Source organism: Novosphingobium sp., from assembly GCF_965229225.1.
GTDB lineage: Bacteria > Pseudomonadota > Alphaproteobacteria > Sphingomonadales > Sphingomonadaceae > Novosphingobium.
On the sequence record NZ_OZ245867.1, the window covers coordinates 1,856,558 to 1,875,570 of the forward strand.

The following is a 19,013-nucleotide window of genomic DNA, read 5'->3' on the forward strand; positions in this document are numbered from 1 at the left end:
GCATTGACTACAAGGTGGTTGAGACCGCGCCCGCAGCGCGGATGACCTCGCCGCCGCGAATCTCATGCAGCACGAGTCCGTCTAGCGGTTCGATCTCCTTGCGCCACGGCGCCTGCGCCAGCGCCTCGCGCGTGTGCCGGTATCCGGCCTCACGGCGCAGGCGAATGCCGGTCGGGCTGAAATCGATATCCTTCGAATGATCCTCGTTATCGAGCGAGGGGGCCAGCAGACGGATGACGTTCATCCGCGTTTCGCAGCCATAGCCGCGCAGTTCGGCCAGCCGCTCGGCAGAGGCGGCCGTGTCGGGCACCAGCTTGGCGATCTCGGTGACCACATGGCGCAGCCGGTGGAGCTGGCGCTGGCGCTTGATGTTCTGCGCGGCACGGCTCGAATACTGCAGGTCCTTCTGGCGGTTCATCACCTGCCAGATCGAATCCGGTTCGGGCCCATGCGGGTTCCACAGATGGACGGCAAAGACCGTTCCGCTCCGGCGCGGCTCGTCGTCGAACACGGCCTCGACCGGGGTGTTGGAGAGGATGCCGCCATCCCAGTAGAGCTCCCCGTCGATCCGCACCGCCGGGAAGGCTGGCGGCAGCGCGCCAGAGGCCAGCACGTGATCGACGGCGAGCGGCTCGGCGCGGCTGTCGAAATAGACCATCTCCGCAGACTGGACCTTTGCCGCGCCGACCGAGAGACGCATGGCGCCTGTGTTGACCCGGTCGAAATCGATCAGCTCGCCCAGCAGTTCGCGCAGCGGCGAGACCGAATAGTAGGCAGAGGCATTAGCGCCCAGTGGCAGGAACGGGTTGGTAAACGCCAGGGGACGCGGGCTGAAGAAGGCCGGCAATCCGCTGGCGATCGTCATCATGTTGCGGATGGGGAGGCCGGTCCAGTCCGGCAGGGGCAGACCCATGAACTTGCTGGTCGCCACGCGGCTCCAGAACGCGTCGAGCCGGGCGATCCGCTCGTCCTTAGGCGCCCCTGCGATCAGTGCAGCATTGATCGCACCGATCGAGGTTCCGATCACCCAGTCCGGTTCGACCCCCGCTTCGTGGAGTGCCTGATAGACACCTGCCTGATAGGCCCCGAGCGCACCGCCGCCCTGGAAAACCAGAACGATCTGGCCGCGTTCGGCGAGTTCATCATGCAGCTTGGACATAGTCTTCTCCGTGCGGAAGGTGAAACGAGGGAACGGGATTGGTGCCGGCGGGCTCGCCCGTGATCAGCCGGGCGTGGCGCGCGAAGGTCAGGTAGTTCCAGGCAAGGTTCAGCCCGACCACGAAGCGGTTGCGAAAGCCGACCAGAAAATAGACGTGCACCGTCGACCACAGCAGCCAGGCCCAGAGCCCGCGCAGCCGGACGCGGCCGAGATCGGCAACAGCGTGACTGCGCCCGATCGTCGCGAGATTGCCGTAGTTGCGATACCGAAACCGCGGCGGCGAGCGGCCGAGCAACTCGGCGATGATTACCCGTGCGGCATGTTTGCCCTGCTGCTTGGCGACCGGGGCGATCCCGGGCAGCGGAAGACCATCGCTGCCCGGGCAATTTGCTGTGTCGCCGATCACGAAAATCCGCTCCTGGCCCAGTGGATGGAATGCCCCGTCCACCTTCACGCGGCCGGCGCGATCAGCCTCGGCCCCCAGCCAGCTCGCGGCTGGTGATCCTTCGACGCCGGCCGCCCAGATCGCGGTGTGGGTGTGGATCGTCTGCCCCCCGGCAACGACATGATCGGGGGCGATGTGTTCGACCGCTGTCGAAAGCCGCACTTCGACGCCCAGGCGTTCAAGGTCCGCCAGCGCCGCAGCCGAAAGGTCTGCAGGAAATGTTTCAAGCAGACGCGGCGCAAGATTGATCAGGATAACCTTCGAGCAATGTGGCGTGATCGAACGGAAATCGCGGTTGACGGAACGTTGCGCCAGTTCCGCAATCGCGCCGGCCATCTCGACCCCGGTCGGGCCGCCACCGATCACCACGAAGGTGAGCAGAGCCTCGCGCCGGTTCGGGTCAGTTTCGGTCTCGGCCTGTTCCAGCGCGAGCAGGACCTTGCGCCGCACGGCCGTCGCATCCTCGATCGATTTGATGCCGGGCGCATGGCAGGCCCAATCTTCACGCCCGAAATAGCTGTGCCGCGCGCCGGTGGCGATGATCAGCCAGTCGTAGGCCGCGCGCTTGCCGCTCGCCATCAGCACTTCGCACCGATCGCGGTCCACTCCGATCACGATATCGAGCACGACGCGGACGTTGTCCTGCCCGGCGAGGATCGCACGGATCGGCCCGGCGATATCGGCCGGCGACAGCGCTGCAGTCGCGACCTGATAGAGCAGCGGCTGGAACAGGTGATGGTTGCGCTGGTCGATCAGGGTGATCGCGACCGGAGCCCGCGCCAGCGCCTGCACTGCGGCAAGACCGCCGAAACCGGCTCCGACCACAACCACGCGCGGGCCGCCGGGTGGATAACGCTCGCTCATCCTACTGCGCGGTCCAGCCGCCATCGACCGGGATTGCCGCGCCGTTGATCGAAGACGCCATCGGACCGGCGAGGAACAGCGCAAGAGCGCCGATTTCCTCGACCGTGGCAAAGCGCTTGCTGGGCTGGGCGGCAAGCAGGACGTCTTCGATGACCTGCTGATGGGTGAGCCCGCGCGCCCTGGCCGTATCGGCGATCTGCTGCTCGACCAGCGGGGTCCACACATAGCCGGGGCAGATCGCGTTGCAGGTGATGCCGTCGCGGGCAACCTCGAGCGCGACGGTCTTGGTGAGGCCGAGCACGCCGTGCTTGGCGGCGACATAGGCGCTCTTGAAGGGCGAGGCGACCATACCGTGCGCGGATGCGACGTTGATGATCCGGCCGAACCCGGCTGCTTTCATCGCCGGCATTGCGGCACGTACCGTGTGGAAGGCGGCACCAAGATTGAGCGCCTGGATCGCATTCCAGCGCTCGACAGGAAAGCTCTCGATCGGGCTGACGTGCTGGATCCCGGCATTGTTCACGAGGATATCGATCCGGCCATGCCGTTCGATCGCGCCTTCGACGAGCGCTGCGGCGCCTCCGGTGTTGAGCAGGTCCGCTGCATCGTGTTCGACCTCGACGTCCAGTTCGCCGAGCGAGGCGATCGTTGCGGCGATCTCTTCGCGCGAACCGAAGCCGTTCAGGACCACATTGGCGCCGGCACCTGCCAATGCCGTGGCAATGCCCAGCCCGATACCGCTGGTGGAGCCGGTGACCACGGCGAGTTGGCCCTCGAGCGGGCGGCAAGTGGTGAGTTCGCAGGCGGGTTGTGCAATATTCATGAGGCAATCTCCGGTTGGAGTGACTGCCAGAAGGTGGCTTTTTCAGTGTGGTAGCTGAAATGCCGATTACTTCGGCTTTCCATGCACCGCTGTTATGGCCGGGCCAGCCATGTGGGGTCGGCATGGCTTCGATGCGGCAAACCGATTGGAAGCGCAGAGCTTGGCGAAGGAAACTGATGGGGTCGAGGGGCCAGCCTCTCGCCGCTGTTTCCGCAGAGGTCAGGAACCTCGAACAAGGATTGTCGCCATGCTCAAGACTACGCTCGTTTCTTTACTGGCAGTTGCCGCACCGCTTGCCTTGGCCACCCCGGCCGTGGCGGCCGACTGCCCGCAGGGAGGGGAAGTGCCTGCCACCACCACGCTGACCGGTGCGCCGACCATGCCCAAGGACGTCACCGACACCGTGATCGGTTCAATCGATCTGGCCAAGGAAATCGGCGTCCAGGGCCGGTTGCTGCGCACGCGCCGCCTCGTCGTGCAGCCCGGCGGCATTGTCCCGCTGCATGCCCACAAGGATCGCCCGGCCCTGATCATCACTGTCAGCGGCCAGATCACCGAGCATCGCAGCAGCTGCGCAGTGCCGATCGTCCACCACGCAGGCGATATCGCCCGCGAAGCCGATGGCATTTCGCACTGGTGGATCAATGAAGGCACCGAACCTGCTGCGCTGCTCAGTTCGGACGTATTCCACCAGATGTAAGGCGCATGCCGTCACTTCGGTCCGGCGACTTGACCCCTCGGCCGGTACCTGCGGCGCCCTGTCCCCACCCCCCGCACCCTGCGGACGGGGCGCCGCTCCCAACGCAAGCAACGCCGGTATACGATTGCGCGGGCGAAGCGTGAAAACGGATAGGCCGGCTGAGCCATCGCGGCCACCACAGAACAGGATCAAGAGGATGCCTGAACTTGCAGCGCTCCGAAAGGACCCTGCCGACCAGCGCAGTCAGCCGTTGCCGATGGCCTCGTCGATACAGGTCTATCGCAATCCGGTGCTGCTGCGAGCGGTCGATGTCCTTGCCGGCAGTTTTCCGGTCACCCGCGAGATCGTCGGTGCCCGCAAGTTCGAGGCCCTTGCCCTGGCCTTTGTGCGGCACGGCTTGCCGGACATTCGGCCTGCTGCGCATTTGTTTCGCGATTTCCCCGAATGGCTGGCGCGAGAAGCGGGGAGCCGTGTGCTGCCCTGCTTGCCCGACGTCGCGCGCTGTGAGCTGCTCCACATTGAAGCGCTGAGCGCCCCAGACGGACCGGCATTGTCCATCGAGGATCTCGCAAGGTTGCCACCCGAACAGCAGGGCGCGCTCAAGCTGAAGGCTCATCCTTCAACGCGCTTCGCGTGGCTTGCGACGCCAGCGATGACAATCTGGCTTGCCTACCGCAACGGATGCGAGGAGAGGTTTGTGCCGGAGCGCCGATCGGGAGGCGCGATCTTTGCCCGTCAAGGCGCAGACGTCGTCGGCTTTGAACTCGATCCCCCAAGCCACCGCCTTCTAGTGGGGCTGCGGATGGGTGAAACAGTTGGCCATGCAGCCCAGGCCGCGAGCCAGCTTTACCCGGATGCCAATGTGGGCGTTTGCCTCAACCGGCTGGCCGCTTGCGGAGCCTTCGCTGCGCTGGCTGGTGTCTGAGGAAAACGGCAACACACATAGGCCACCTACTTTCAAGGATCCGCATCCGACTTAGAAACGCCAGCAACCAGTATTCAGCGTAAGACCCCGTTGCGGTCGCGCTGCGAGGCTGGTCAGGCAAAATCTGTGTGGCGGGTTTTGGTGAGGAAAGTGCCGCTGCGCAAGTCGCGAAGGAATGACTGTTTTGTCCCAAGATACGGCGTTCGCCTTCGGCGGCATCCGGAAGCGGAACCTCAGCAAAGGGATCTTGGACTGTCGGCGTTCATGCATCTGCAACGATGGTTCGAGTGGGGGCGTGGAGCACTTTGCTCACCCTGCTCCCTGCGGGTGTCATACCTGGGCGGGGAGAATTGAGAGCATGAACACCGTCGATAGCATTCCTCGCGACGGGCAGGCAGACGATCACCCCCTATCGGCCCGCGGTGTCTCGGAGCGCGACACCGAGCGTAGCTAGACTGTTGTTGAGCTTTTCCAGCGCAATCTGGTCCATGCCGGTCGCTTTCAGGACTTGAGCTGGGACACAGCCCAGAGCTGTCCTGGCAAGGTCGCTGCCGGCCTCTGTCAGGCCCAGGCGGACAACCCGTTCATCCTGCTTGTCGCGCGTGCGAGTCACCAAGCCGGCTGCTTCGAGCCGCTTGATCAGCGGGGTGAGCGTGTTCGATTCCAGATGGAGCCGCTCGCCTAGCTCGCTGACCGTCTGGCCGTCCTTGTCACTCAGCGCCACCAGCGCGAGATACTGCGGATAGGTGATGCCGTAGGGATCAAGCAGCGGCTTGTAGACGCGGTTGAACGCCAATCCCGCCGCATAGACGGAAAAGCAAAGGAACTGGTCGAGCGGATTGCCTTCAGGGGCAGAGGGGGGGGCTTGGGTCATGCCCGCAATATAAATCGTACGCGATTAAATCGCAAGGGTTGACAGTGCGACTCATCAGGCTATTTATATCGCACACGATCTAAACGTGAGCGATATAAATAGGGAGCCAAGCCATGACCAAGTCCATCCTGCTCTCCGCCCTCGCCTCCAGCGCCCTGCTGGCCCTGTCGCCCGCAACTGTGCTTGCGCAGACGCTCGAACCTGCCGCCGCGGGCTTTGCCGAGGCTGCCGCCGCCGGGCAGCCGATCTACGAACGGACCTATGTCGATGCCCGCGCCGTTCTGGCCGGGGTGCAGCACGACAAGGTGGAAGCCTCTGCCCCCACGACCACGCAGGATCTGGTCTGGAAAATCGGCCCCACCGGCGCGGTGCGCATCCGCTTGGTCCGTCCGGCGGATGCCCGGGGCAATCTGCCCGCGGTGCTCTATTATCACGGCGGCGGCTGGGTGATGGGCGATCGCAACACGCATGATCACCTCATCCGCGAACTGGCGGTACAGGCCCGCGCGGCGGTGGTCTTCGTCGAATACGACAACGCTCCCGAAGTTCGCTATCCGGTGAACAACGAGCAGGCCTATGCCGCCCTCGAATATGTTGCGGCCCATGGTGCGGACCTTGGTATCGACGGCACACGGCTGGCGGTGGCCGGAGACAGCGCGGGCGGCAATATGGCGATTGCCGTGACCATGATGGCCAAGGATCGCGCCGGGCCGCACATCAGCCACCAGCTGTTGTTCTATCCGGTGACCGACGACGTCTCGAACGATGCCTCGTACCGGGAGTTCGGCAAGGGCCCGTTCCTGACCCGCAAGGCGATGGATTACTTCCTCGAGGCCAACTACCCGGCTGAAAACCGCAAGGACGTGCTCGCCTTCCCGCTGCGCGCCACGACGAGTCAGCTGTCCAGTCTGCCCGAGGCAACCATCATCGTGGCGGAGAACGATCTGCTGCGTGACGAGGGCGAGGCCTATGGTCGCCACCTGATTGAAGCCGGGGTGCCGGTCGCCACCACTCGCTTCGATGGCACGATCCACGATTTCGTCATGCTCAATCCCCTGGCCCGCAGTGAACCGGCCCGCGCGGCCATCTCCCTTGGTGCCGCACGCCTGCGCGGCGCGTTTGGCAACTGATCCCCACAAACCTCCGAAGCAGAAAGGACCATTCCCATGACCAAGATCCTCTATTCCACCCGCGCCACCGCCACTGGCGGCCGCGATGGCCGCGCCCGCACCGATGACGGGAGCTTCGAAGTGTCGCTCGCGACGCCGAAGGAGCTCGGCGGCAACGGCAAGGGCAACAACCCCGAACAGCTGCTCGCCGCTGGCTATGCTGCCTGCTTCCTCAGTGCGATGAAGTTCGTCGGCTCGCAGGGCACACATGCAAATGTGCCCGCCGATGCCAGTGTCAGCGCCACGGTCGGCATCGGCCCGCGCGCGGACAAAGGCTTTGGCCTCGCCGTGACCCTCGCCATCGCGCTGCCCGGACTTGCCCCCGCCGAAGCTGAAGCTCTCGTGGCCGAAGCCGACACGGTCTGCCCGTATTCCCATGCAGTGCGCGGCAACATCGAGGTCCGCCTCGAGGTTACGACCGAGGCGTGATGCCCGGTAGGTCATGGCCGTTCTATTCGGCCCCCGCCCGTGCGAGTTCGCGCGCGAGTTCAACAAAGACCCGGAAGGCTGCCGGCGGATTGCGGCGGCTGGGGTAATAGAGACAAATCGGCGCAAGCGGCGGTGTCCACGCCGCGAGCAACCGCGCCAGCCTTCCCGCCGCGATATCCTCACGCACATCGGATTCCATGAAATAGCCGATTCCGACGGAGGCGAGCACAGCGATCCGCGCCAGACTGGCCTCGTCGAGCGTAAGCGGGCCATCGACATCCACCTGCACCGGCTGCCCTTCGGCTTCGAACTGCCAGCGCAGCAGCGCGCCATTGGGCAGCCGCGTGCGGATGCAGTCGTGTCTGGCGAGGTCCGCCGGAACATGAGGCTTGCCGCGCTCCGCCAGATAGTCGGGTGAGGCGACCACAGCGTGACGACGCGGCGGTCCTAGCGGAATGGCGATCATGTCGCTGGGCACGAGATTCCGGCTGCGGATGCCGAAATCGAAACCATGGGCAACAATGTCCACGAGGTTGCCCTCGGTCACCAGATCGATGCGGATCTCGGGAAACCGCTTCAGGCATTCGAGCACCAACGGGCCAAGCACCTCGCGCCCGGCGGTGGCGAAAGTGTTGATCCGCAGGGTGCCGGCAGGAGTATCCTGCTGCGCGCGAACCGTGTCGAGCGCCTGGTGAATATCCGTGAGAGCAGGCGAGACCTGTTCGATGAACCGGCGCCCCGCATCCGTCAGCGCAACGCTGCGCGTGGTGCGATTGAACAGGCGCACGCCAAGCTGGCTTTCGAGTTTGGCAATCATGTTGCTGAGCGCGGTCGTTGACACGCCAAGATCGAGCGCGGCCGCGCGGAACGAGCCTCTGCGCCCGATAGCCAGCACCGCATCGAAATCAGCAAGGCTGTAGCTGCGCATTGTCCCATTTCTCGAAATTCCTTGTCCCTATTTATCCCGCTTATGCGGACGACGTCAAAGCCCTATTCCGGTGTCGGTCATTTTCGAACCCAACCGGAGAATGCTGATGAGCCTTGATCTGCCCGACCCGATCGCCCGCTATTTCGCTGCCGACAAAGCCAGCGACGCCGGATCGATTGCCGCCTGCTTCACGCCCGATGCCATCGTGATCGACGAAGGCAACACTTATGCCGGGCGCGAGGCGATCCGTCAGTGGATGGCGCATGCCTCCACCCAGTACACCTACACGGTCGAACCGTTCGCGATGGCACAGGATGGCCACCACACCGTCGTCACCAGCCGCCTCTTCGGCAATTTCCCCGGCAGCCCGGTAGATCTGCGCTATCGGTTCGTCACCGAAGGAGACCGGATCGCCGAGCTGGAGATCGTCCCATGAGCCCGTTCCTGACGCTGGAGGGCAAGCGCGCCCTTGTCACCTCCGGCACCCGTGGGGCAGGAGCTGCCACCGTTGCGCTGTTCGAAGAACTAGGCGCACGCGTACTCACCACGGCACGCAGCAAGCCGGCCGACATGCCGGACGCGCGGTTCATTGCCGCCGACCTGACAACGAGTGCAGGATGCACCGCGGTCTCCGACGCGGTGCTGGAGCGGTTCGGCGGGGTCGATATCATCGTGCACATGCTGGGCGGTTCCTCATCGCCCGCAGGTGGCTATCAGGCGCTGGGAGAGGCGCATTGGCAGAGTGAGCTCGATCTCAATCTGATGCCCGCTGTTCGGCTCGATCGCGCGCTGGTTCCGGCCATGACGGCGCGCGGCTCCGGAGTGGTCATCCACGTCACATCGATTCAGCGCGAATTGCCCCTGCCTGATGCGACCACCGCCTATGCGGCGGCCAAGGCGGCCCTATCCACTTACAGCAAAAGTCTGTCCAAGGAGGTCGCGCCCCAAGGCGTGCGTGTGGTGCGGGTGTCGCCCGGCTGGATCGAAACCGAATCGTCGATCGATCTGGCGCGCCGGCTGGCCGCCGAGCACGGCGTCAACGTGGAGCAGGGTAAGCAGATGATCATGCAATCGCTCGGCGGAGTGCCGATCGGCCGCCCATCACAGCCCGCAGAAATTGCCAGTCTGATTGCCTTCCTCGCATCAGATCGCGCCGGCACGATCACCGGCACTGAATATGTGATCGATGGCGGGACCGTGCCGACGGCCTGATGTTATTTCCGAGTCCACGACGCGACCACAACATTCGCTCGCTGCGACTGGTGATCCTATCGAGAAGCTGCTCAGCAACCAAATGTGTCGGCCCAAGCCTCCTTCCCGCCCAGGGCCAGCCTTTCATAAACTGGCCTGGTCGGAGTTCTTGGCCAGGCGGGCGAAATCTGGGTGTCGGGTTTTGGGAAAGAACCTGCCGTACAACGCGCGACGAGGGAACGACGGCTTCGTCCCAAGATCGGCCCTTTGTACGATCATCATCCAGAGATGTCGGAAGCGGCAGATTGGTTTTCGATCCTTTTAGTTCCAGAACTGCCATAGAGCTCTCGGGTGCCCCGGTAAAATTGCCGATGACCTAGCAGGGCGGCGCGCCGACCGAGCCACGCTGGCAAGTCGGTCGCTACACCTGACGGGCAGGGTCAGCACTGCGGCGCAATCCCTTAGCTGGCCCGCTTCCATCGGGCCCACTGCCCGGTAAAACCTTAGACGGCCTCGGCCTGCCGAATCGGCATGACAGTGCCGCCAGCCGTGGCGGGGTGGGCGCAGTACTCGGCCCATGCATCCATCAGCTTGACGCGGCGGGGTAGCAACGTGGCGCGGGCATAGGATGCCTCAGCCTTGTCCGGAATCTGGTGCGCCAAAGCGTGTTCGATCACTTCGTGGGGGAAGGCCGATTGCTCGCCAGCCCAATCACGGAAGGTGGAGCGGAATCCGTGCGAGGTAATCAAGCGCCCGCCTTCCTTGCGATCGATCCAGCCGGGCCGGCCCTCGGCCTGCTCTGCTTTGTGCATCCGGCGGATAAGCATCGCCATTGCCATGCCGGACAGCGCCTCGCCATCGCTGGCGGGGAACACTGGGGAAGCGGCGCGGCGCTTGGTGTTGAGCGGCTGGACGGCCTCCAGAATGGCCACAACGCGCGGGGGAAGCGGCACGGTATGTTCTTTGCCCGCTTTCATGCGGCTGGCGGGAACGGTCCAAATGGCCGCCGCTAGGTCGATCTCGGCCCATGTCGCGCCGATCACCTCGCCGGTGCGCGCGGCTGTCAGGATTGTAAACTCCAGCGCCCGCGCTGCGACTGCCTCCCGCTTGCGAAGGTCCGCCATGAATGCGGGCAACTCGCCATAGGCAAGCGCGGCATGGTGGCCCCGTTGCAGCTTCCCCGGCTTTGGCAGGATATGGTCCAGATGCCCGCGCCAGAGCGCCGGGTTTTCGCCAGAGCGCATTCCCTGCACCGTGGCAGCGGACAGCACGTTTTCAATCCTTCCCCGCACCCGGCTGGCGGTTTCCGGCTTGGAGCGCCAGATCGGCTCCAGCACCTGCAAAACGTGATCGGTGCCAATCAGCGAAACGGGCAAGTCACCGATGATCGGATAGGCGTAGGTCGCGAGCGTGTTGCGCCATTGCTGGCGATGCTTGTCATTGCGCCAGCCGCCCTCTTTGCGATCAATGAACGCCTCGGCCACGTCGCGGAAGCTTCGGCGCGTTAAAGCCTCGGCTTGTGCCTGTGCGGCGGCTTTGCGGGCTTTGGTACGCTTGCCCTCCAGTGCCTCGCCCTTCGCGGCTTGTATGGACAGTTCGCGGGCCATGGTGCGTGCATCGGCCAGCGCGATCGCACCAGCACCAGCAGCCGGGCCTAGACCAATGTCGCGCGCCTTGCCGCCAGCGGTGGAACGGAACAGCCAAGAGCGTGCCCCGCCATCCTGAACCCGCAGATACAGTCCTCCGCCATCAGCATGGCGACCGGGGGCGGCGCTGCGGACAGAGACTGGGGTTAGAGCATTGTGCAGCTTGCGAGGCATGGCGGACCGTCCTTGTTGCCCATAGCGATGCCCACGATAATAGCGCGGTTGCCCATGAACGGAAAGGGACAGATGCGAACGCATATGAACTATCAATCTCATAAACTACTATGTTTTAGCCCATTATCTGACATCCTGCGACCGTATCCGAACCTTAGTTAGACGGACTCCGTCTCCGCCAACGGCCTATTTCAGGCCGTTTCCCAAAGTTCTTAAGCCGGAAAAGGCTCAACCACTTAGGCAGGGTGACGCGCTTTAGCCTCTTGCCGCTCATTTCCATCTGTCTCCCACAGGCGTGGGTAAGGATATGAGTTAGAACCTCTGGCAATCTGAGTGTAACGACGTTGCGCGGCCTCTCGGTCGGCGGCCGACAGACTGTTACTGCGCATGACAAGCAAGGTCGCGCGCTCATGCATCTGCCGGGGCCTGGCGCCAGAGGTATGGACTGCTCTGTCCTCGTCGATATCGGGGACGCTGTCGCCGCAGGTCCCGCGGGTTTCGGTGGGGAGATCTACTTTGGCAGCGATGAACTCGCAGCCGTGCCGCTTGGTGCCGGCCTGATCTCAACTCAGTGTGGAGTGAATGCCCCCCCGATCGCGCGCCGACCGAGCGTAGCGCGCTGATCGGCACCCGGCTCAGCGCTCCATGTGCACGAGCAGCGATTCAAAGCCGACCCAACGGCGATAATCGGTTTGCTCTTCGTATTGACGCTCCTCGCCCAGCACGGTGATCGCGCTGGTCTGTGTGGCCAGTTGCTGGATGAGGCTGCGCAGGATCGCGCGGGCCTGGGTTGCGCCGAGGCAGTTGTGCACCCCGCTGCCGAAGCCCAGGTGCGGATTGGGCGACCGGTCGAGCCTGACCACCCCGGGATCTTCGAACACGCGTTCATCGTGATTCGCCGAAGCCCAGCACAGTGAGATGCGCTCGTCCGCCTGCACGTCGTGGCTGCCCAGTTGCGTGCGATGGGCACAGACGCGGCCGATGTGGGTGAGCGGTGATATGAAGCGGACGAACTCTTCGGTCGCGAAGGCGATCCGCTTGTGATCAGCGGCAAGGGCGGCAAGCTCCTCGCGGTGTGCGGCAAAGTAGGCAATGATGCGGCTGACCGAATGGATCACCGTGTCACGGCCGCCGGCAAAGGTCAGATTCGCGATCCCGATCATCTCGTCGATTGTCAGCGCGCGGCCATCGACCGTTGCGCGGCGCAGGATCGCAAAGAAGTCGGTGCCATGGACGACATCGGCGGCATCGAGCGCACCGCGGATATAGCGGTCAAGCGTTGCCCCCTTCCCCGTGCTGTCTTCGCCATCGTGAAAGACATGGGTGCCCCAGCCGATCCATTCCTCAGCCGCCTCTTCCGGCATGCCCAGCAGATAAGTGAGCGCGCGCGATTGCAGCGGCAGAGCAAACCCGCGCACGATCTCGATCTCCGGCTGGGCGGTGGCGGCTTCGATCAGCCGCGCGATCAGCGCGTCGATGCGGGCCTGATAGTCCGGCGCCAATGGGCGCAGGAAGATCGGCTTGAGCAGATCGCGAAACTGGGTGTGGAGCGGCGGATCGGCCTCGATCGGCAACTGGCGAACCGACCGCACGCCCTCCTCTGACGGGATCGGCACCCGCATCGGCGCATCCGACGAGAAGATCGTCCAATCCTTCGCTGCCTGGCGAACATCGGCATGGCGCAGGATCATCGGGATGGTTTCGCCGACGAAATCGGCAATCAGGATGCCATGGGCCTGACGCTCGGCGCGAAACGGATCAATGCAATCTTGGTCTGACATGGAAAGATTATCGCACGGGCTGAGCTTGGAAAACCAGCGGACAAAACCAGTCAATTGCTTTCGTGTTCTTGACCTTTGCGGGCCTTGGCCCGGTACTCGCGCGGGCTCATGCCGAAGCGCCTGCGGAACTGGTCGGCAAGGTGCGCGGGGCTGGCAAAGCCGGTCTTGTAGGCGATTTCGTTGATCCGCTCCCCGCCCGAAAGCAGCCGCTGCGCCGCCAGTCGCAACCGATAGGAGCGCAGGCAATCCGAAAAGGTATTGCCAAAGACCAGCTTGAAGCGGCGCGAGAAATAGGCTTCCGAGAGGTGGCAGGCACTGGCCGCGCTGCTCAACGTTATCGGGCTTGCAGGGCTCCGCGCCACGAGGTCGAGCGCTGGCCTGAGCCGATCGAGCCCGCCGCTCTCGCCAGGCGCTTTCTCCGGGTGGCCATCACCGGCGAGCGCAATCGTCCCGAGTATCAGTTCGACGATGCCCGCGGTTGTCGCACGCGCAGGGGCGGGATTGGCCGCAAGTTCCAGTAGCCAGTCGAACAGCGTGTTCATGCGGCCGCGCATGGCGCCATCAAACGTGATCGCCGTGCAGCGGCCGAGCGAGATCTGCGCCTCGCGCGCAGAAATGGCCGCTGTCAGCGATGGATCGAGATGTGCCAGAACCCAGCTGTGCGCGCCCTCGGTTATGGCAAAATCGTGATGGCGCATGGAAGGCACGAACACGAGCGTTCCGGCGCGCAGCGTGAAGACACCGTCCTCGCTGACCAGTTCACCCGAAATCGCCTGGAACCAGACCAGTTCGGCGGCATCGTGAAAGTGCGCAAATCGTTCGGGCGCAGGGTCGGCCAAGGCCGCCATGACGCGCTCGGCCCGCACCAGGGCACGAGGGTGGACCTCGACCGGTTCACAGATTGACCCTCTCGCCATCCTGCAACGCTAACAGCGGTGCCAGGCAAGGTCCATGCGATCTGCGGGCGGCGGATTCCGGCCTCCATTCGCCAAGTCTGAATTCGTATGTCGCTCTGTTTTCATCGCGGTGGCGGCAAGGCAAAGGGTGCCGCCGCATCATGGCTGGTGATTGGAGAGACAATGCCCCGCGCAAGCCAGTTCGTCGAAGCCCGGGCCGCCATTACCACCGGTGCGGGAGACTTGCGGCTCCAGCAGGTACATAACAATTAATGCAAGTAATTGAAAAATATAAGTTATGAAAAGGAAGTCGAGATCGGTGGGTGATAATCTGTGCAGATCGATACGCACGCCCCCAGCCAGGACAGGCGCACGCCGCCATTCTCCATCTGCAAATTCACCCACCTACTCGGCATTGTCCTGCTACCGAGCCACATCACGGTGACGTCGGTTTGGAAATTGGGCAGCAGCGAGATCACTGCCCGAGGTCACTGCACCAGGTCATTTCCGGGCCGTGGACCGCGCTGGCGTTCCCTGCTTGGGCGCCGCGCTCTTCGCAGCGGCCTGTTGCTGCTTGATCTGGCTCTCGCCCATCGCCGAGACAAGCGCATTGCCCTTGCCCGAGAAATTGGCAGCCGGCAGCGTGGCGGTTGCGCCATCGACCTTGACGAGGACCGCCTGCACTTCACCATGCGTATCCGCGATAACACTGCGGACCTTGCCCAGGCGGTTCCCGTCAGGGCCGAGGACGCTCATGCCGCGGTTGACGGAGAAGGCTCCTTCGCCAGCCGCCGCCAGACTGCCCGCAGCAGCCAGATTGCCCGATGCGCCAGACAGCAGGCCGTTGGCGCTGCCGTTCGCCGTTCCCGTTGCACCGCCGCTGGCCGAACCCGCATTCTGCCGGGCGGCCGAGCCGATCATCCCCGCGCTGCTGCGCGCGGTCATCGCGGCATCGGACGCAGCGGTGCGGGCCGCGGTGAGTGTGCCCGTGGCGGTCTGGGTCAGCGCATCGGTGCCGATGAGCTGCGCATCGGCGCTACCTGCGGCGCTGCCCGAAGCGCCACCCGAGGCGCTGCCCGCCATCGCCTGTGCAGGCGTGGAAACTGCCTGCGCCGCCATCCCGGTCAGCCCGGCATTGGCGCTGCGATCGGCATGAACCGTGCCGCTTTTCGCGTTGACGTTCTGACTGCCGGCGGTGCGGGCGCTGGACTTCGAGCTCGCGCGCGTGGCGGTCCCGACAGTGTCGACCGGCGAGCGGACGGTGTCCATCGTCGAGCCAATGCTGCCCGGGCCGCTCAAGGTGCCGCCCAGCGTTCCGCCCAAGGTGCCACCCAGTGTGCCGCCCAGTGTGCCGCCAAGTGCGCCGCCTCCGCCGATGAGCTGGGCGTGCGCGGGCACGATGGTAAGAAACAGCGCGGTGGTCGATGCGAGAAGGATCTTCATGGCAATTCCCTTTCGTTCCGGTGCGGGCACGATCCTTTCGTGCCGCATGCAAGGGAAACGGATGGGCGTTGCGGCTTAATCCATCACAGGCAAAAATTTCATCGCATGCGGCGGCACAGGCCGCAGATGAGGCCGCGCCCGAAGACGGGATCAGGCCCGCGGCGGCCAAGATCGTGCGCTTCGCCGTCAAGCTCGGCCTGCCAGCGCGCGTCTGCAACTGACAAGGCATGCGCGGCACGCACCGCGACCAGAGGCGCGGCGAAGGATGTGCCGCGCACCGGCTTCCACACCCCGGCAGCGTTGGCCGCCAGCATATCGGCGCCCGGCGCGGCATAATCGAGATGGAGCGCGCGGCCGGCTTCGATCAGGGCGCGGTTGCGGCCATCGACTGCTGTCACGGCGAGCACGCCGGGATAGGAAGCGGGAAACGACGCCGGCGCGGCAGGACCATCGTTGCCGACAGCCGCCACCACGACCGCGCCGCGCGCCTGGACCGCCTTGATCGCGCGCTCCAGCACCGGATTGCGCGGACCGACCAGGCTGATCGAGACGACCCGCGCCTGCTGCGCGACCATCCAGCCCAGCGCCTGCGCGATGGCCATGGCATTGCCGCCGGCGGGATCGGTGCCATAGACATCAGCCGCCACGATCTGGGAAGCACCCGCATGCCGCAGCAGCGAGACGACCGCGCTGCCATGATCGCTGGCAAGCGGCGCACCGCGCGCAAAGCCGCGCAAGGCAGCGACGGCCGCGGAAGCCGCAGGCGCCCCGTCGATCACCCCGATCCGCGTGGACACGGCGCCGAGCGGCGGCACCGCCTTGCCGGGCGAGCCGGCTGCTGCCTTGCCAGATGCGAGGTAGAGCTGATCCGCAGCGATCGTCGCGCCAGGCAGCAGCCCGTGCAGCTCCCGCTGCGCTCGGGCAAGCGACTGGCCGGCTGGCACCGCAAGGCGGACGACCGAGATGCCAAGCTCGGGCACATCCTCTCGGGCGATGAGGGTGAAACCGTTCTGCAGCGCACGTGCGAGCGATGCATCGTCCGCACCTTCGAGCAGAAGCTCGCCGCGCCGCGCGGGCTGGCCATCCCCGTCGAACTCGATCGCTTCGCGGTGATCTCGCACCAGCCGGTCCAGCCGCAGGGTCCGGACCGAGGCAAGGCGATCCACCGTCTCGAGGCTGGTGCTCACCGTCTGATCGACAAGACCGTCTATGCTGCCCCTGACCCGGCCCAGCGTCTGGTCGATGCCGGGCAGGCCGAGCTGGGCAGCAGCCGGAGCGGCAGCAACGACCAGCGTGAGTGCTAGGAGCAGGCGCAAATGCATGACTTTGAAGCCTTGATTCTTTTTGCTGAACTGCGGATTAAACGAGTGGGGCCGAGCGTTTCATCCATGAAAGGGCAGAAAGCTGGCCGAACGCTTCGAATTGCAGATCCTGACGCACCTGCCGCGCCTGCGGCGGTTTGCGGCCGGGCTGGCGCGCGATCAGGCCGATGGCGACGATCTGTGCCAGATGACCATCGAACGTGCGCTTGTCCGCCGGGATCAATGGCAGGAAGGGACGCGGCTCGACAGCTGGATGTTCAGGATCATGCGCAACATCTGGATTGACGAAACGCGTTCCCGCTCACGCCGGTGGCAAACCTTCGTCGATGAGGAACACGGCGCAGCCGAAGGAGCCAGCGGCGATCAGGAAGCTGTTGTCGAGCTTGGCAACATCGATCGCGCCCTCGCGCGCCTGCCTACCGAGCAGCGCGAGGCGGTGCTGCTCGTGATGGTCGAGGGCTACTCCTACAAGGAAGCCGCCGAGATCGTCGGCTGCCCGGTCGGTACGCTGAATTCGCGGCTGGTACGCGGCCGCGATGCATTGCTCACTTTGCTTGGGACTACGCCATGACAATCACCCCGGAACAGCTTGCGGCCTTTGCCGATGGTCAGCTCCCGGAAGCGGAGGCGCGGGCCATTGCCGCAGTGGTCGCGCTCGACCCCGATCTTGTCCGCCAGGTGGTGCAGCATCGCGCACTGCGGGACCAGCTTTCCGCCCATTTCGCCCCGATCATGGATGCGCCCATCCCGGAGCGACTGACGGCAGCATTGGGGGAGCCACAAGGCCAGGTGATCGATTTCGCCGCAGCGCGGAAGGAACGGGCGAGCCGCCGGCCGGCTCCCGCTACGGACCGGCGGCCAGGCTTGTCGCGGCGCTGGGCGTGGATTGCCGGACCTGCGTTGGCTGCCACGCTGGTTCTGGCCGTCCTGCTGCCCCGGCTTGCAGATCGGGAAACCCCGATGGCGAATGGTTCGGACTATGCTTCAGGGCCACTTGCCGATGCGCTCGGCAAGCAACTGTCCGCTGAAACATCCGGGACGGCACCGACGCGCATCCTGCTCAGCTTCCGCGACAGGACCGGCACTTATTGCCGCGCCTTCGCGGGCAAGGCGCAGGCCGGAATCGCTTGCCGCGATGAACGGGGCTGGCAGCTACGTAAGGTGTTTGGCGCTCCGGCAGGCCAGTCGGGCGATTATCGCCAAGCGGGCAGCACCGATGCCGCGCTGATGGCCATGGCGCAGGACATGGCGCCGGACGGCGCACTCGACGCTGCGCAGGAACAGGACGCGAGGGCGCGCGGTTGGCGCAAGACGCCACAATGAATGCCGACACGATGGATTAAGCGGCGCGCGGCGTTCGTTTTCGCCACGAAGGCACGGCCCTGTGAGCCGCCATCTCGTGGAGACGACCATGCGCAAATTCATGATTTCCGGCGTTCTGACCGCAGTTCTCTCGTTGCCCTTCCCCGCCTCGGCGCAGGAGCTTTCTGCACCTGGCCCGCATGAGCCCCCAAAAAGCCGAACTACTGCCGAGGTCTTTGGCGGTGTGGACTATGAACAAGGCACTTACGGCACCGGTGCGAAGGTCGAAACCGCTTCGGCGAAGATCGGTGTGGGACTTCGCAAGGGGCGAGTGAGGCTGGCAGCGGCCATACCTTATGTGCGGACAACGGCGCCGATTGACGTGGTCGTCAGTCAGGGCGGTCTGTTTGGAACCCCGCTGCTGGGCAGCAACACCAGCCAAACGGTGCGCACGCGGCGCGAAGGGATCGGCGATGCGGCAATCGAGGCCGCCTACGACCTGCCAGCAGAAGGCTTCATCGCCTCGCTCGGTGCCGGGGTAAAGCTGCCGACAGCCTCGCGCAGCAAGGGTCTGGGAACCGGCAAGGTCGATTACGCAGTGAACGCCGAAATCGCGCGTCCCTTGCGCGGCGGCATTACCCCGTTTGCGGCGGTGGGATACACTCTCGTCGGCAAGCCGGCGGGGTTTGCCGTGCGCAACACGCTCGCGGCCTCGGCCGGAACGCGCATTGCGCTCTCTTCGCGGGCATCGGCGGCGATTTCCTATTCCTACGAGCAATCCGCAGCGCGCGCGCGCGCTGACCGCCAGAGCATCGGCTTCGGAGTGGGCGTTGCTCTTGGACGCAAGCTGCAGTTGGGGCTGCAAAGCGAAGCCGGGCTGAGCCGGGGCGCGCCCGATGTCAGATTGGGCCTGCGCTTGGGAGCAGGTTTCTAGGTCGCTGC

General features: G+C 64.8%; 20 protein-coding genes. 9 read left to right on the top strand and 11 right to left on the bottom strand.

The window, feature by feature from the left end; genetic code table 11:
- Nucleotides 1-7: 7 nt before the first annotated feature.
- Genes ACO06X_RS08450 through ACO06X_RS08460 form a run of 3 tightly spaced genes read right to left on the bottom strand, consistent with a single transcriptional unit; the run spans nt 8 to nt 3,291 of the window.
- Complete coding sequence (locus ACO06X_RS08450; RefSeq protein ID WP_421839479.1) at nt 8-1,159, bottom strand: patatin-like phospholipase family protein; 1,152 nt, start codon at nt 1,157-1,159, stop codon at nt 8-10.
- A complete protein-coding gene (locus tag ACO06X_RS08455) occupies nt 1,143-2,468 on the bottom strand; it encodes an NAD(P)/FAD-dependent oxidoreductase (protein WP_421839480.1) in 1,326 nt (441 codons plus the stop codon). Before ACO06X_RS08455 ends, ACO06X_RS08450 begins: the two co-directional genes overlap by 17 nt.
- A gap of 1 nt (nt 2,469) precedes the next feature.
- Nucleotides 2,470-3,291 carry a 3-hydroxybutyrate dehydrogenase gene (locus tag ACO06X_RS08460; RefSeq protein WP_421839481.1) on the bottom strand — a complete coding sequence of 274 codons (822 nt, stop codon included), beginning with the start codon at nt 3,289-3,291 and terminating at the stop codon, nt 2,470-2,472.
- Nucleotides 3,292-3,538: 247 nt separating this feature from the next.
- Between ACO06X_RS08460 and ACO06X_RS08465 the strand changes: the two genes are divergently transcribed.
- Both ACO06X_RS08465 and ACO06X_RS08470 read left to right on the top strand, forming a co-directional pair.
- The gene (locus tag ACO06X_RS08465; protein WP_421839482.1) at nt 3,539-3,991 is read left to right on the top strand and encodes a cupin domain-containing protein; all 453 of its coding nucleotides are present in this window, start codon (nt 3,539-3,541) and stop codon (nt 3,989-3,991) included.
- 196 nt (nt 3,992-4,187) lie between these two features.
- Nucleotides 4,188-4,916, top strand: a complete 729-nt coding sequence (locus ACO06X_RS08470; protein WP_421839483.1) for a putative DNA-binding domain-containing protein — start codon at nt 4,188-4,190, stop codon at nt 4,914-4,916.
- Nucleotides 4,917-5,325: 409 nt separating this feature from the next.
- On the opposite strand, the gene ACO06X_RS08475 is transcribed toward ACO06X_RS08470, so the two are convergent.
- Nucleotides 5,326-5,790: a MarR family winged helix-turn-helix transcriptional regulator gene (locus tag ACO06X_RS08475; protein ID WP_421839484.1), complete on the bottom strand. Its 465-nt coding sequence runs from the start codon at nt 5,788-5,790 to the stop codon at nt 5,326-5,328.
- Nucleotides 5,791-5,903: 113 nt separating this feature from the next.
- Between ACO06X_RS08475 and ACO06X_RS08480 the strand changes: the two genes are divergently transcribed.
- Complete coding sequence (locus tag ACO06X_RS08480) at nt 5,904-6,920, top strand: alpha/beta hydrolase (RefSeq protein ID WP_421839485.1); 1,017 nt, start codon at nt 5,904-5,906, stop codon at nt 6,918-6,920.
- A gap of 36 nt (nt 6,921-6,956) precedes the next feature.
- A complete protein-coding gene (locus ACO06X_RS08485; protein WP_421839486.1) occupies nt 6,957-7,388 on the top strand; it encodes an organic hydroperoxide resistance protein in 432 nt (143 codons plus the stop codon).
- Between the two features lie 22 nt (nt 7,389-7,410).
- On the opposite strand, the gene ACO06X_RS08490 is transcribed toward ACO06X_RS08485, so the two are convergent.
- A complete protein-coding gene (locus ACO06X_RS08490; protein WP_421839487.1) occupies nt 7,411-8,316 on the bottom strand; it encodes a LysR family transcriptional regulator in 906 nt (301 codons plus the stop codon).
- Between the two features lie 106 nt (nt 8,317-8,422).
- Here ACO06X_RS08490 and ACO06X_RS08495 point away from each other — a divergent pair, with 106 nt between their 5' ends.
- Together ACO06X_RS08495 and ACO06X_RS08500 are read left to right on the top strand one after the other, a co-directional pair.
- Nucleotides 8,423-8,752 (top strand): nuclear transport factor 2 family protein, encoded by a 330-nt coding sequence (locus ACO06X_RS08495; protein ID WP_421839488.1) that lies wholly within the window; start codon nt 8,423-8,425, stop codon nt 8,750-8,752.
- Nucleotides 8,749-9,528 (top strand): SDR family oxidoreductase, encoded by a 780-nt coding sequence (locus ACO06X_RS08500; protein ID WP_421839489.1) that lies wholly within the window; start codon nt 8,749-8,751, stop codon nt 9,526-9,528. Before ACO06X_RS08495 ends, ACO06X_RS08500 begins: the two co-directional genes overlap by 4 nt.
- A gap of 482 nt (nt 9,529-10,010) precedes the next feature.
- Here the strand turns inward: ACO06X_RS08500 and ACO06X_RS08505 are convergent, their stop codons facing one another.
- The 6 genes from ACO06X_RS08505 to ACO06X_RS08530 form a co-directional block, all read right to left on the bottom strand.
- The gene (locus tag ACO06X_RS08505) at nt 10,011-11,327 is read right to left on the bottom strand and encodes a tyrosine-type recombinase/integrase (protein ID WP_421839490.1); all 1,317 of its coding nucleotides are present in this window, start codon (nt 11,325-11,327) and stop codon (nt 10,011-10,013) included.
- Between the two features lie 635 nt (nt 11,328-11,962).
- Entirely contained in the window at nt 11,963-13,108 is a 1,146-nt protein-coding gene (locus ACO06X_RS08510) for a cytochrome P450 (protein ID WP_421839491.1), read from the bottom strand.
- Between the two features lie 50 nt (nt 13,109-13,158).
- Nucleotides 13,159-13,947, bottom strand: a complete 789-nt coding sequence (locus tag ACO06X_RS08515; protein ID WP_421839492.1) for an AraC family transcriptional regulator — start codon at nt 13,945-13,947, stop codon at nt 13,159-13,161.
- A gap of 216 nt (nt 13,948-14,163) precedes the next feature.
- Nucleotides 14,164-14,409, bottom strand: coding sequence for a hypothetical protein (locus ACO06X_RS08520; RefSeq protein WP_421839493.1), 246 nt, complete (start codon nt 14,407-14,409; stop codon nt 14,164-14,166).
- A 96-nt stretch (nt 14,410-14,505) separates the two neighbouring features.
- Entirely contained in the window at nt 14,506-15,447 is a 942-nt protein-coding gene (locus ACO06X_RS08525) for a hypothetical protein (protein ID WP_421839494.1), read from the bottom strand.
- 98 nt (nt 15,448-15,545) lie between these two features.
- Nucleotides 15,546-16,769, bottom strand: coding sequence for a S8 family serine peptidase (locus ACO06X_RS08530; protein ID WP_421839495.1), 1,224 nt, complete (start codon nt 16,767-16,769; stop codon nt 15,546-15,548).
- Between the two features lie 100 nt (nt 16,770-16,869).
- Here ACO06X_RS08530 and ACO06X_RS08535 point away from each other — a divergent pair, with 100 nt between their 5' ends.
- From ACO06X_RS08535 to ACO06X_RS08545, 3 genes are all read left to right on the top strand, one after another.
- A complete protein-coding gene (locus tag ACO06X_RS08535) occupies nt 16,870-17,340 on the top strand; it encodes an RNA polymerase sigma factor (RefSeq protein ID WP_421839496.1) in 471 nt (156 codons plus the stop codon).
- The gene (locus ACO06X_RS08540; protein WP_421839497.1) at nt 17,337-18,092 is read left to right on the top strand and encodes an anti-sigma factor family protein; all 756 of its coding nucleotides are present in this window, start codon (nt 17,337-17,339) and stop codon (nt 18,090-18,092) included. Before ACO06X_RS08535 ends, ACO06X_RS08540 begins: the two co-directional genes overlap by 4 nt.
- A 61-nt stretch (nt 18,093-18,153) precedes the next feature.
- A complete protein-coding gene (locus ACO06X_RS08545) occupies nt 18,154-19,005 on the top strand; it encodes a transporter (RefSeq protein ID WP_421839498.1) in 852 nt (283 codons plus the stop codon).
- Nucleotides 19,006-19,013 lie beyond the last annotated feature (8 nt).

Bases quoted from the DNA above. Each gene is read 5' to 3' on its own strand.
- ACO06X_RS08465 (WP_421839482.1), top strand. From the start codon at position 3,539: ATGCTCAAGACTACGCTCGTTTCTTTACTGGCAGTTGCCGCACCGCTT.
- ACO06X_RS08525 (WP_421839494.1), bottom strand. From the start codon at position 15,447: ATGAAGATCCTTCTCGCATCGACCACCGCGCTGTTTCTTACCATCGTG.
- ACO06X_RS08470 (WP_421839483.1), top strand. From the start codon at position 4,188: ATGCCTGAACTTGCAGCGCTCCGAAAGGACCCTGCCGACCAGCGCAGT.
- ACO06X_RS08500 (WP_421839489.1), top strand. From the start codon at position 8,749: ATGAGCCCGTTCCTGACGCTGGAGGGCAAGCGCGCCCTTGTCACCTCC.
- ACO06X_RS08455 (WP_421839480.1), bottom strand. From the start codon at position 2,468: ATGAGCGAGCGTTATCCACCCGGCGGCCCGCGCGTGGTTGTGGTCGGA.
- ACO06X_RS08490 (WP_421839487.1), bottom strand. From the start codon at position 8,316: ATGCGCAGCTACAGCCTTGCTGATTTCGATGCGGTGCTGGCTATCGGG.
- ACO06X_RS08540 (WP_421839497.1), top strand. From the start codon at position 17,337: ATGACAATCACCCCGGAACAGCTTGCGGCCTTTGCCGATGGTCAGCTC.
- ACO06X_RS08480 (WP_421839485.1), top strand. From the start codon at position 5,904: ATGACCAAGTCCATCCTGCTCTCCGCCCTCGCCTCCAGCGCCCTGCTG.
- ACO06X_RS08505 (WP_421839490.1), bottom strand. From the start codon at position 11,327: ATGCCTCGCAAGCTGCACAATGCTCTAACCCCAGTCTCTGTCCGCAGC.
- ACO06X_RS08530 (WP_421839495.1), bottom strand. From the start codon at position 16,769: ATGCATTTGCGCCTGCTCCTAGCACTCACGCTGGTCGTTGCTGCCGCT.
- ACO06X_RS08475 (WP_421839484.1), bottom strand. From the start codon at position 5,790: ATGACCCAAGCCCCCCCCTCTGCCCCTGAAGGCAATCCGCTCGACCAG.
- ACO06X_RS08460 (WP_421839481.1), bottom strand. From the start codon at position 3,291: ATGAATATTGCACAACCCGCCTGCGAACTCACCACTTGCCGCCCGCTC.
- ACO06X_RS08495 (WP_421839488.1), top strand. From the start codon at position 8,423: ATGAGCCTTGATCTGCCCGACCCGATCGCCCGCTATTTCGCTGCCGAC.
- ACO06X_RS08450 (WP_421839479.1), bottom strand. From the start codon at position 1,159: ATGTCCAAGCTGCATGATGAACTCGCCGAACGCGGCCAGATCGTTCTG.
- ACO06X_RS08485 (WP_421839486.1), top strand. From the start codon at position 6,957: ATGACCAAGATCCTCTATTCCACCCGCGCCACCGCCACTGGCGGCCGC.
- ACO06X_RS08510 (WP_421839491.1), bottom strand. From the start codon at position 13,108: ATGTCAGACCAAGATTGCATTGATCCGTTTCGCGCCGAGCGTCAGGCC.